At 62.7% G+C, this 12,026-nt stretch carries 8 protein-coding genes; 6 read left to right on the plus strand and 2 right to left on the minus strand.

The window, feature by feature from the left end:
- The first annotated feature begins 202 nt into the window (after positions 1 to 202).
- The 3 genes from EN850_RS19340 to EN850_RS19350 all read left to right on the plus strand — a co-directional run bounded on the left by EN850_RS19340 (position 203) and on the right by EN850_RS19350 (position 6,718).
- Positions 203 to 2,215 carry an acetyl/propionyl/methylcrotonyl-CoA carboxylase subunit alpha gene (locus EN850_RS19340; RefSeq protein WP_136092040.1) on the plus strand — a complete coding sequence of 671 codons (2,013 nt, stop codon included), beginning with the start codon at positions 203 to 205 and terminating at the stop codon, positions 2,213 to 2,215.
- A gap of 107 nt (positions 2,216 to 2,322) precedes the next feature.
- Entirely contained in the window at positions 2,323 to 5,850 is a 3,528-nt protein-coding gene (gene dnaE / locus EN850_RS19345) for a DNA polymerase III subunit alpha (protein ID WP_135921494.1), read from the plus strand.
- Positions 5,851 to 5,914: 64 nt separating this feature from the next.
- The gene (locus EN850_RS19350) at positions 5,915 to 6,718 is read left to right on the plus strand and encodes a potassium channel family protein (protein WP_135880500.1); all 804 of its coding nucleotides are present in this window, start codon (positions 5,915 to 5,917) and stop codon (positions 6,716 to 6,718) included.
- A 12-nt stretch (positions 6,719 to 6,730) separates the two neighbouring features.
- Here EN850_RS19350 and EN850_RS19355 read toward each other — a convergent pair whose 3' ends face one another.
- The gene (locus tag EN850_RS19355) at positions 6,731 to 7,612 is read right to left on the minus strand and encodes a DMT family transporter (protein ID WP_127872604.1); all 882 of its coding nucleotides are present in this window, start codon (positions 7,610 to 7,612) and stop codon (positions 6,731 to 6,733) included.
- Between the two features lie 186 nt (positions 7,613 to 7,798).
- Between EN850_RS19355 and EN850_RS19360 the strand changes: the two genes are divergently transcribed.
- Positions 7,799 to 8,305 (plus strand): hypothetical protein, encoded by a 507-nt coding sequence (locus EN850_RS19360; protein ID WP_135864383.1) that lies wholly within the window; start codon positions 7,799 to 7,801, stop codon positions 8,303 to 8,305.
- A gap of 6 nt (positions 8,306 to 8,311) precedes the next feature.
- Here the strand turns inward: EN850_RS19360 and EN850_RS19365 are convergent, their stop codons facing one another.
- The gene (locus tag EN850_RS19365) at positions 8,312 to 9,640 is read right to left on the minus strand and encodes a DNA polymerase IV (RefSeq protein WP_136092041.1); all 1,329 of its coding nucleotides are present in this window, start codon (positions 9,638 to 9,640) and stop codon (positions 8,312 to 8,314) included.
- Positions 9,641 to 9,705: 65 nt separating this feature from the next.
- Between EN850_RS19365 and EN850_RS19370 the strand changes: the two genes are divergently transcribed.
- Together EN850_RS19370 and EN850_RS19375 are read left to right on the plus strand one after the other, a co-directional pair.
- The gene (locus tag EN850_RS19370) at positions 9,706 to 10,281 is read left to right on the plus strand and encodes a GNAT family N-acetyltransferase (RefSeq protein WP_136092042.1); all 576 of its coding nucleotides are present in this window, start codon (positions 9,706 to 9,708) and stop codon (positions 10,279 to 10,281) included.
- Positions 10,282 to 10,366: 85 nt separating this feature from the next.
- Positions 10,367 to 11,839: a hypothetical protein gene (locus EN850_RS19375; protein ID WP_136092043.1), complete on the plus strand. Its 1,473-nt coding sequence runs from the start codon at positions 10,367 to 10,369 to the stop codon at positions 11,837 to 11,839.
- The last annotated feature ends 187 nt before the right edge of the window (positions 11,840 to 12,026 follow it).

Raw genomic sequence — 12,026 nt, forward strand, 5'->3', positions numbered from 1 at the left:
GGTTTTGGGCTGCTCATCAACTGTCAGATGAGACGAAATGTCGGCTTTGTTGACGCAGATAGCACACCATTCGACAACCGGTTCGGCAGAGAGCGCAATGGCGCGTCGCTGGCGCGGCTTTCATGTCGTCCATCGCGGTACTTGAGACATGGCGACATAGTCCATAGAACTGAACCGTTCGCCGGAGGGGAATTCTGCCCGCATGTTCACCAAGATCCTGATCGCCAACCGTGGCGAGATCGCCTGCCGCGTCATCAGGACGGCGCGCAAGATGGGCATTGCCACGGTCGCCGTCTATTCCGATGCCGATCGCAATGCCGTGCATGTCGAGATGGCCGACGAGGCGGTGCATATCGGGCCATCGCCGGCGGCGCAGAGCTATCTCGTGCCGGAAAAGATCATCGCCGCCTGCAAGGCGACCGGCGCTCAGGCGGTGCATCCGGGCTATGGCTTCCTGTCCGAGCGAGCCGCGTTCTGCGAAGCACTTGAAGCGGAAGGCATCATATTCATCGGCCCCAAGCCCAAGGCCATCAAGGCGATGGGCGACAAGATCGAATCGAAGAAGTTCGCCAACGCCGCCAAGGTTTCCACCGTGCCCGGCTGGCTCGGTGTCATAGAAAATGCCGACCATGCCGAAAAGATCGCTGGCGAGATCGGCTATCCCGTCATGATCAAAGCCTCGGCCGGCGGCGGCGGCAAGGGCATGCGCATCGCCTGGGACCAGTCTGAAGTACGCGACGGGTTCGACCGGGCACGCTCCGAGGCCAAGAGTTCGTTCGGGGACGACCGGGTGTTCATCGAGAAATTCGTCGTCGATCCGCGCCATATCGAGATCCAGGTGCTGGCCGACGCGCATGGCAACGCCCTCTATCTCGGCGAGCGCGAATGCTCGATTCAGCGGCGCAACCAGAAGGTCGCCGAGGAGGCGCCATCGCCCTTCCTCGATGCCAAGACGCGCAAGGCCATGGGCGAACAGTCGGTGGCGCTGGCCAGGGCCGTCGACTACCAGAGCGCCGGCACCGTCGAGTTCATCGTCGACAAGGACAAGAACTTCTATTTCCTTGAAATGAATACACGATTGCAGGTCGAGCACCCCGTGACGGAGCTGGTCACCGGCATCGATCTGGTCGAGCAGATGATCCGCGTCGCCGCCGGCGAAAAGCTGACCTTGAAGCAGGGCGACATCAAGCTGAACGGCTGGGCGGTGGAAAGCCGGCTCTATGCCGAGGATCCCTATCGCAATTTTCTGCCATCGATCGGCCGGCTGACCCGCTATCGGCCGCCGGAGGAGGGGCAGTTCGGCGATGTCGTCATCCGCAACGACACCGGCGTCACCGAAGGCTCGGAGATTTCGATGTTCTACGACCCGATGCTCGCCAAGCTGTGTACCTGGGCACCGACCCGGCTCGAGGCAATCGATGCCATGTCGGAAGCGCTCGACAGCTTTGTGGTCGACGGCATCGAGCACAACATTCCGTTCCTGGCGGCACTGATGCAGCATCCGCGCTGGCGGGAAGGGGCGATATCGACCGGTTTCATAGCTGAGGAATATCCCGACGGTTTTGCCCCCGTCGTGCCGAACAGCGAGGAAAAGGCCGTGCTGGCGTCGATCGCCACCGCGGTGGAACTGCTGCGCCGCGACCGTCTCGACCGGCTGGGCGGGCGGCTGGCGCCGCATTCGGGAGCGCTCAAGCGCGATTGGGTGGTGAAGATCGGCGAAGACTATTTGTCGGCGTCGATCCTCGAGGGCATGATTTCCATCCCGATGGAAATCGACCTGTCGATCGACGGCGGCAAGGCGCTGACCGTTTCGTCCGATTGGCGACCGGGCGACCTGATCTGGCGCGGTACGGTCGGCAAGCACAGGGTCGCCGCCCAGATCCGGCCTGTCGCCAATGGCCTGCGCATCGCCTGGAAAGGCATGTCGGTGACGGCGCGAGCCATGCTGCCGCGCATCGCCGAGCTTGAACGGCTGATGCCGGAAAAGGTGGCACCGGACACGTCGAAACTGCTGCTTTGCCCGATGCCCGGGCTTGTGGTGTCGATCGCCGTTGCCGAGGGCCAGGAGGTCAAGGCCGGCGAGACCTTGGCCGTTGTCGAGGCCATGAAGATGGAAAACGTTCTGCGCGCCGAGCGCGATCTTGTCGTGTCGAAACTCAACGCCAAGCCGGGCGACAGCCTGGCTGTCGACGCGGTGATCATGGAATTCGCCTGAGCGGGCTGGAAGCCTGTGGTCAGTAGTCGTTTGTGCTGGACTGGTATCGCCCGGTCCCGGACAATACATTCTCATCGACTCAAAGACCTTCGGCAGCGCGAAAAACCATGGCGGATGACAGACTTCCACGCGACCCCCTGAAGCGCGAAGCCGCGATCGCGGCGGCGCGGCCTGAGATACCGGCGCGGCCGTTCGTCCATCTGCGCGTGCATTCGGCCTATTCGCTGTTGGAAGGCGCGCTGCAACTCGGCAAGATCGTCGGCCATGCCGTCAAGGACGAAGCGCCGGCCATCGCCGTCACCGATACCAACAATCTGTTCGGCGCGCTGGAGTTCGCGCAGAAGGCGGTGAAGGACGGCATCCAGCCGATCATCGGCTGCCAGATCGCTCTCGCCTTCTCCGGCGAAAACAGCGATGGCCAGCGTGATCGCCGTCGGCAAGGTCCCGACATGCGGCCGGTGGTGCTGATCGCGGCCACCGAAGCCGGCTATTCCAATCTGGTCCGGCTGGTCAGCCGCGTATACCTCGAAACACCGCCCGGTGAAGCGGTGCACCTGACCACCGAAATGATGGACGGCCAATGTGACGGCCTGATTTGCCTCAGTGGCGGGCCGCGCGGTCCGATCGGCATAGCCCTGAAGGAAGACCGCCGCGATCTCGCCGAGGCACGCCTGCTCACGCTCAAGACGATGTTCGGCGACCGCCTCTATGTCGAACTGGACCGGGTTTCGGGTTATGATCGCATGATCGAGAAATCCTCGATCGATCTCGCCTATTCCCATGAATTGCCGCTGGTTGCCACCAACGAGGCCTTCTTCTCGTCGCGCGACGAGTATGAGGCGCACGATGCGTTGATCGCCATCGCCGAAGGTTCGGTCGTCGCCGTCGACACCCGCCGCCGGCTATCGCCGGACAATTTTCTGCGCAGCCAGGCCGACATGGCGAAATTGTTCGCCGACCTGCCGGAAGCGATCGACAACACGGTCGAGATCGCGTTGCGCTGCTCCTACTATCCGAAAACCCGTAGCCCGATCCTGCCGCGTTTCACGGGCGGCGATGCCTCCGACAAGGACGCCGCCGAAAAGGCCGAGGCCGAGGAACTGGCCCGCCAGGCGCGCCAAGGGCTCGATGCCCGGCTTGCCCTGCACGGACCGACACCGGGCTACACGGTCGAGCAATATCGTGAGCGGCTCGAATTCGAGCTTGGCATCATCGAGAAGATGAAATTCCCCGGCTATTTCCTGATCGTCGCCGACTTCATCAAATGGGCGAAGGCACAAGGCATTCCGGTCGGGCCGGGGCGTGGTTCGGGTGCCGGTTCGCTGGTCGCCTATTCGACGACCATCACCGACATCGATCCGCTGCGTTTCTCACTGCTGTTCGAACGCTTCCTCAATCCGGACCGCGTGTCGATGCCCGATTTCGACATCGACTTCTGCCAGGATCGCCGCGAGGAGGTGATCCGCTACGTCCAGCAGAAATACGGCCGCGACCAGGTCGGCCAGATCATCACCTTCGGTACGCTGCAGGCGCGCGCGGTGCTGCGCGACGTCGGCCGTGTTCTGCAGATGCCCTATGGCCAGGTCGACAAGCTCTCAAAAATGGTACCTCAGAACCCTGCCAATCCGGTCAAGCTCGCCGATGCCATCGCCAACGAGCCACGCTTTGCCGAGGAGGCCGAGAAGGAGCCGATCGTCCAGACGCTGCTCGACATGGCGCAGAAGCTGGAAGGCCTCTACCGCCATGCCTCAACGCATGCCGCCGGCATCGTCATCGGCGACCGACCATTGTCGGAACTGGTGCCGATGTACCGCGATCCGCGCTCGGACATGCCTGTCACCCAGTTCAACATGAAATATGTCGAGCAGGCCGGGCTGGTGAAGTTCGACTTCCTCGGCCTGAAGACGCTGACGGTGCTGGAGACCGCCGTAAAGCTGATCCGTCGCCGCGGCATCGACATCGATCTCGCGACCATCCCGCTCGACGATCCCGAGACCTACGCGATGCTCTCGCGCGGCGAGGTGGTTGGCGTGTTCCAGGTGGAAAGCGCCGGCATGCGCAAGGCGCTGATCGGCATGCGGCCCGACTGCATCGAGGACATCATCGCGCTGGTCGCGCTCTACCGGCCGGGCCCGATGGAAAACATCCCGACCTACAACGCCAGAAAGCATGGCGAGGAGGAGATGGCCTCGATCCATCCCAAGATCGACCATCTGGTGAAGGAGACGCAAGGCGTCATCGTCTACCAGGAACAGGTGATGCAGATCGCGCAGGAGCTGTCCGGCTATTCGCTCGGCGAAGCCGACCTTCTGCGCCGCGCCATGGGCAAGAAGATCCGCGCCGAGATGGACAAGCAACGCGAGCGCTTTGTCTCCGGCGCGGTCGAGCGCGGCGTCGCCAAGCCGCAAGCCGACTTCATTTTCGACCTGCTGGCCAAGTTCGCCGACTATGGTTTCAACAAGTCGCACGCGGCCGCCTACGCTGTCGTCTCGTACCAGACCGCCTATCTCAAGGCGCATTATCCGGTCGAGTTCCTGGCAGCGTCGATGACGCTCGACATGGGCAACACCGACAAGCTCGCCGACTTTCGCCAGGATGCGCTGCGCCTCGGCATCGAGGTCCTGGCGCCGTCGGTGATGACCAGTTTTCGTGCCTTCGAGGTCGGCGAGAACCGCATCTATTACTCGATGGCTGCCCTCAAGGGCGTCGGCGACGCCGCGGTGGAGCACATCGTCGCCGTTCGCGGAGAAAAGCCGTTCAAGAGCCTGGCCGATTTCTGCGAGAGGGTCGACCCGAAGATCGTCGGCAAGCGGGTTTTCGAGAGCCTGATCATGGCCGGCGCGCTCGACTGCTTCGGCCACGATCGCGCCCAGATGTTGGCTGGCGTCGAGCGGATGATGGGGCTGGCGTCACTCGCCCAGCAGAACGCCGTTTCCGGCCAGGCCGATATTTTCGGCGCCTCGCTCGGCGCCCAGTCGCAGGCGCTCAACCTGCCGCCGACCGATCCGTGGCTCGCCGCCGACCGGCTGCACCGCGAATTCCAGGTCGTCGGCTTCTATCTCTCGGCGCATCCGCTCGACGAGTACAAGGCGGCGCTGCAGAAGATGCGGGTGCAGAACTGGGCGGAGTTCTCCGCTGCCGTCAAGCGCGGCGCTTCCGCCGGCAGGCTTGCCGGCACCGTTACCAGCAAGCAGGAGCGCAAGACGCGCACCGGCAACAAGATGGGCGTGGTGGCCTTTTCCGACACCTCCGGCCAGTACGAGGCCGTGTTGTTTTCAGAAGGATTGGCCCAGTACCGCGATCTCCTCGAAGCCGGCCGCTCCGTTGTCATCACCGTCGCGGCGGAAGACAGGCCCGAGGGTGTCAACCTGCGCATCAACTCCGTCCAATCGCTGGAAGACGAAGCAAGCCGCATCCAGAAGGCGCTGCGCATTTTCGTCCGGAACGATGGGCCTGCCTCGATCATCCAATCCCAGCTCACCCAGCGCGGTGAAAGCCAGGTGAGCATCATCGTGATCAAGGAAGAGGCGCAGGGCGAGGTCGAAATTGCCTTGCAGGGCGGCTATCGCGTCTCGCCGCAGATCGCCTCGGCGATGCGCGCCGTGCCGGGCGTGGTCGAAGTGGAACTGGTGTGATCTGCGCGCTTGCCGGACGGCAATCCCAGGGAAGGCATCCGCTGCTCACGCTGTCGCGATCGGCATGACAGGCGCCGACAGCAAGGCACCGCAGGGTCTCTCCGTGACGGCACAGCTGCGCGACACGCTGCGCAGGCTCTATCATGGACGCTCGCCCGCCGCGTTCCGGTTCCAACTGGTCGCTGTCATCATCGACCTCGCCATCATCGCCTTCTTCATCGCCACGCCGGTCATCCAGCAATCGGCCTCGTTTCTGTGGCTGGACTATGCCGTGGCGGCCCTCGTCGCCGCCGATCTGGGCGCCAGGCTGCTGGCCTCGAACGACATGCTGCGCCTGATGAAGCAGCCGACCTTCTGGGTGGATGCCTTCATCCTTCTGACGTTGCTGATGCCGACGGCGCTCGCAAATCTAGGCTTTCTGCGCATTCTGCGGCTGTGGTCGCTATCGCGCAGCGGTTCGATCTGGCGGCATTTCGAGATGCGCGGCCTGAGACCCTGGCGCGAGGCAAGCCACGCGGTCATCAATCTTTTGACCTTTCTCTTTGTCATCACGGGCTTCGTCTACACGTTCTTCTTCCGCAACGGAGCCGGGCTGGAAAACTACATCGACGCGCTCTACTTCACCGTCGCGACCGTGACGACGACCGGCTTCGGCGACATCGTGCTGCCGGGCATCGCCGGCAAGCTGACGGCGATCGTCACCATGATCATCGGCATATCGCTGTTCGTCAGGCTGGCGCAGGCGATCTTTCGGCCGGCCAAGGTGTTCTTTCCATGCCCGCAGTGCGGGTTGCAGCGGCATGAACCGGACGCCGTGCACTGCAAGGCCTGCGGACACGTCCTCAACATACCGAACGAGGGCGACTGATCGGCGGCGGTTTTACGAAGCGGCCACTTCCGCCGGCCTTGCCGGTTTCCGCTGTAGATTGAGCAGGTTGCCCATCAGGATGAGCAGTGCGCCGCCGGCGGTGAAAGCGTCGATCTGTTCGCTGTAGAGCAGCCAGCCGATCAGCGCCGACAACGGCACGCGCAGGAAATCCATCGGCGAAATGACGGTGGCGTCGGCATAGCCAAGCGCGCGGGCCATGCAGAAGTGGGACGACATGCCGGTGAAGGCAATCAGCACGATCCACGGCCACAGTTGCAGTGGCGGGTTGCGCCACTCGTAAAGGGCTGGAACGAGGCCGACCACCGACTGGATGATCAGCATCCAGAAGATGATGCGTACGACGCTGTCCGTCCGCGTCAGCGATTTGACCATGACCACCGAGATGCCGAAGCAGACCGCGGCGCCGAGCACGACGAGATGGCCCGGATCGACCGAGCCCACACCGGGCCGAACGATGACCACCACGCCGATCAGGCCCAGCACGATCGCGGCAAGCTTTGGCCTGGACAGCCTTTCACCAAGAAAAGTCACCGCCAGGATAGCCGTCCAGATCGGTGTGGTGAATTCGATCGAAATCAGCACGGCCAGCGGAATCAAGGTCAAGGCGTAGAGCCATGCCGCCTGCCCGGTATAGTGGATGACGTTTCGGGCGAGATGGGCGAGGGGACGTTGCGTGCGCATCGCCGCAAACCCGCCGCTCGCAAACACCAGCGGCAAGAGGATAAAGAAGCCGATCACCGAGCGCAGTTCCAGCACCTGGAAGACGTTGAGTTCGGCCGTGGTGGCGCGGCCGGCGACGGACATCGCTAGGAACGACGTGATCGACAGCGCCATCCAGAACGCTGCCTTGGGGATCGAAGGGGTGGGTGCCATGTCCGCTATGTCGCAAGCCGGGGTTTTTGCCGCAACCACTAGCCGCCCCATTTGACTGGGCCAGAGACTTTGCGCGCTGCTGCAAAACAGTCTTGTCGGAACCTGACATGGCAAGGTGCGTTGAGTCGCTGGATCCCGCCTGAGCATCGCCGATTGCCCCTCCACCCAGTCACAAGGAGACCTTCGATGACATCACTCACGCGGTTTGCGCTTGCTGGATGCCTGCTCGTCGCGGCCACTGCCGCGCGTGCCGACGACAGCAAATTTCTCCAGTCCTTCCAGGGCAGTTTCGCCGGCAAGGGAACTGTTCAGGTGACGACGCAGGCGCCGACGGTCAGCGTTTCCTGCACATTCAAATCGGATGCGACATCGTCTTCGCTGTCGCTCGACGGCAACTGCCGCGGCCTGATCCTGGTGACACGCGCCATCAGCGCCCGTCTGAAGACCAGCGGCGCCAAATACAGCGGCGTCTATGTGGGATCGCGCACCGGACCGGCGCAGCTGAACGGAAATCGTTCTGGCAATGCCATAAACCTCGCCATCCGCTGGGCCAAGGAGGTCAATGGCGACCGCACCGCGCAGCTTACCGTACAGAAAAACGGGGCGGACGGCATTGTTTTGACCGTGGTCGACCGTGATCCCAAGACCGGAAAGAGCGTCGTGACCAGCCGCATCGACCTTCGACGCAGCTGATCTGGTTCAATCCTCAAGCGGCTCCGGCGGATGGGCGTCGCGGCCCTTGCCGAAGGTGTAGCCGGTTTGCACCGCCTTGCGCCCGAATTTGTCGCGCAACGCATCGATGGCGCCTTCGGCCATGGCGCGCTTGCGCGACTGGACATCGACCAGATCCGGTGGGTCGGCCTTGTCGTCATCCGAAAGGTCGCTGACGCCGATGCCAAGCAATCGAAATTTTGTCCCGTCCGTCTCCTTGCGAAGAAGCTCCACGCCGGTCGAAAAGATGCGGTCCGCGAGCCGGGTCGGGTCGCCAAGCTGACGGTTGCGCGTGCGCAGCTTGAAATCCTGGGTCTTCAGCTTCAGCACCACGGTGCGACCCGCAATGCCTGACTTCTTCAGCCGCGCCGAGACTTTTTCAGAAAGGCCCCTCAGCACCGAGGTCAGCTCGTCCAGCGAGGCGATGTCGGTGTCGAAAGTGGTTTCGGCCGATACGCTCTTGGCATCCTGGTCGGGGTCGACGCGGCGGACATCCTCACCGCGCGAAAGCCGGTAGAGCCGTTCGCCCATCACCCCGTAGCGACGCATCAGGTCGCTACGCTCCATCTTCTGGAGCTGACCGATGGTGCGGATGCCATCCTGTTCCAGCGTGGCGTTGAACGCCTTGCCGACGCCCCAGATCATGGTCACCGGCTGCGTTGCCAGGAAGCCGACCGCCTCGGCCTCGCCAATTACCGAAAAGCCGCGCGGCTTGCGGAAGTCCGATGCAATCTTGGCGAGGAACTTGCAATAGGACAGGCCGGCCGACACGGTGATGCCGATTTCCTTCTCCACGGCTAGCGCGAAGCGCGCCAGCACCACCGCCGGCGGCAGGCCGTGCAGCCGCTCGGTGCCGGCGAGATCGAGGAACGCCTCATCGATCGACAGCGGCTCGACCAACGGCGTCAACGCCTGCATCATGGCGCGCACCTCGTGGCCGACACGCACATATTTTTCCATGTTGGGTGCGATCACCACCGCCTCGGGGCAGGCCTCGAGCGCCTTGAACATCGGCATGGCGGAACGCACGCCGCGAATGCGCGCTATATAGCAGGCGGTGGAGACGACCCCGCGTTTGCCGCCGCCGATGATCAGCGGCTTGTCCTTGAGCGCGGGATTGTCGCGCTTTTCGATCGCCGCGTAGAAGGCATCGCAATCGATATGGGCGAGGTGCAGCCGGTAAAGCTCGGGATGGCGGGCAAGGCGAGGGCTGCCGCAGCGTTCGCAGCGGCGCGTTTCGCCACGCTGAAACGTCAGGCAGTCACGACAAAAACCGTGATCGGGATTGTTGACAGGAGCCGCCATCACTGCGAACATAAAGAGAACAAATGCAATGGTACGACAGCGCAGGGCCAGCGACAAGCCTGGCCTGGGGAGAACGCATGAGCACGACCATAGTGCCGCTGGCGCCAGAGCTCTGGCCTGATTTCGAGGACCTTTTCGGCAAGCAGGGCGCCTGCTACGGCTGCTGGTGCACGCATTTCCGGCTGGCGCCGGCGGCGCGGCGCGAGAGCAGCCGCGAACGCAACAAGGATCACATCAAGGCGCGCATCGAGGCCGGCCCGCCGCCCGGGCTGCTGGCCTTCGAGGACGGCAAGGCGGTTGGCTGGATGCAGATCGGGCCACGCGCCGACGTGCCCGAATGGAACAACAAGGGCAGGGGTTCGGCGCCGATCGAACCCGCCGACGCCTCCGATCCGGCCGTTTGGGCGATCTCCTGCTTTTTCATCCGCGCCAAGGCCCGTGGCAGAGGCATTACGCACCGCCTCGTCGAAGGCGGCATCGATTTCGCCCGCAGGAACGGGGCACGGCTTGTCGATGCCTGTCCGATCGACCTGTCCCGCGATTCGCGCTCGATCGGCCTGTTCGTCGGCTCATCCGGGGTGTTCGAGAAGGCCGGGTTCGAGAGGCTCGTGGAGCGCAAGGCCGGTCGGCCGCTGATGCGGCTGATGCTGTAGAGGAGAACCTCATCTTGCGATTGCACCGGTATTTTACTAGCGGTGAAGCGATTCTGCTCATCGGGGCTGAAGAGGGAGAGTTGAAGTGAGGCGTATTCTGCCAGTTGTGCTTGTTTTTGCGGTGATCGTGCCCGCTTGGGGGCAGGCGGTTGACAATCGGGGCGCAAAGCAGCTCTCCGATGAGCTGTCGCGCTATGTCGGCAAACAGTTGCTCAACGAAGGCATTTTGAAGGTTTCGACCGCAGGCGATGCCTACAAGATCACCGTCGATTTGAAGGCGATCGCAGCGGGCTTACCGAAGAAGGATCTGCCGAAGTTCGATTTCCCGCCTTACACGCTGCTGGTCAAACCGCGCGGCGACGGCGGCTGGGACGTCTCCTCGGATTTTTCGACCAGCGGGTCAGTCCAGGTAAATGATCCGAGTGGCCAGACAAGCGCGCAGATCGTCATCAAGCATGGCAAGTTCACGGGCGCCTATTATCCTGAACTGGCGGCATTTACCAGCGGTGCCAGTTCGATAGCCGGCATGACGATGACCTCGCGCATGCCCAGGCAAGTAACGGACCTCAGCGTCGGCGCGGGCACTTCCAAGTTCGGCGCCAGCAAGTCGGCGAGCGGTGGGGTCGACCTTAATCTGACACAAGCGATGGCCGACTTCGTCGAAACGGTCAAAATCGACGGCCGGGCCGTCGGAGCGATCAAGACGACGGATCTCGTCGTGGATGTAACCGCCAAAGCTATGCGGACGAAGCCGTTGCTGGACCTGTTGGCATTCGCCGTAGCCCATGAAGACGAGGCCCGGTTGAAAGCCGACCAAGCCGAGCTCAAAGCGCTTCTGCTCGCCGCGCTGCCGCTGTGGGATCGGGTGGCCGGGACCTATACATTCAAGAACGTTGCGTTTGATACCTACGCAGGCAATTGGGGTGCAGCGGAACTGAGCACTGCATTCGGGGCTGATGGCATCGCCCAGAACGGTAAGGTCGATTATGCCATCAAGGTCTCCGGCTTGACCTTTCCTGAGGTCATACCGAGCTGGATCGCCGCAGTGCTCCCTACCGAGCTTGATCTGAGATTCGGCGGGGCCAACATCGACCTCGACGGCATGGCCAGAAAGATGATCGAGACATTCGATCTCAGCAAGAACCCGCCGCTGCCGGCGGGGTTCCGCGATCAGATCAAGTCCGACTTCATGGCCAACACGCCAAAATTCATCATGGGCCACAGCGTCATCAAAAATGGCGGCACCGAGATCGCGCTGGAGGGCGAGGCGACCTTTCCCGGCCAGCGGCCAGATGCAACCATGACCGTCGACGTCGCGGGCTATGACAAGATCGTGGCGGCACTGCAGGCTGCGGCCAAGACCGAACCGGAAGCGGCACGATATTTTCCTTTCGCATTGGCCGTCAAAGGATTTGCCAAGATGTTGCCGGATGGGCGGATGGAATGGGTGATCAACGCCAGGTCTGATGGCTCCGTGATGGTCAATGGCGGTATGTTGAAGCCCGCCGATCCGGCCGTGGACGATAGCGGCAAGGGCGGGGCGAAACTGAATCCTTGATTATTGGATTATTGCAGCGATGCCAGAGTGTGCGGCTGGTCGTCGACGAAACCATCCGCCGGCCGCTGATGCGGCTGACGTTGAAGCCGATTGCCTGACTGTCATCGTCTTGCAGTCGGGATGGTATTTCCCTACCAGAGATGCGAAACGATTTTTGCCTTCGACCGAACGGAGAATTCCCGTGAAC

The organism is Mesorhizobium sp. M8A.F.Ca.ET.207.01.1.1 (assembly GCF_004794715.1).
Classification (GTDB): Bacteria; Pseudomonadota; Alphaproteobacteria; order Rhizobiales; family Rhizobiaceae; genus Mesorhizobium.

Bases quoted from the DNA above. Each gene is read 5' to 3' on its own strand.
- EN850_RS19340 (WP_136092040.1), top strand. From the start codon at position 203: ATGTTCACCAAGATCCTGATCGCCAACCGTGGCGAGATCGCCTGCCGC.
- dnaE (WP_135921494.1), top strand. From the start codon at position 2,323: ATGGCGGATGACAGACTTCCACGCGACCCCCTGAAGCGCGAAGCCGCG.
- EN850_RS19350 (WP_135880500.1), top strand. From the start codon at position 5,915: ATGACAGGCGCCGACAGCAAGGCACCGCAGGGTCTCTCCGTGACGGCA.
- EN850_RS19355 (WP_127872604.1), bottom strand. From the start codon at position 7,612: ATGGCACCCACCCCTTCGATCCCCAAGGCAGCGTTCTGGATGGCGCTG.
- EN850_RS19360 (WP_135864383.1), top strand. From the start codon at position 7,799: ATGACATCACTCACGCGGTTTGCGCTTGCTGGATGCCTGCTCGTCGCG.
- EN850_RS19365 (WP_136092041.1), bottom strand. From the start codon at position 9,640: ATGTTCGCAGTGATGGCGGCTCCTGTCAACAATCCCGATCACGGTTTT.
- EN850_RS19370 (WP_136092042.1), top strand. From the start codon at position 9,706: ATGAGCACGACCATAGTGCCGCTGGCGCCAGAGCTCTGGCCTGATTTC.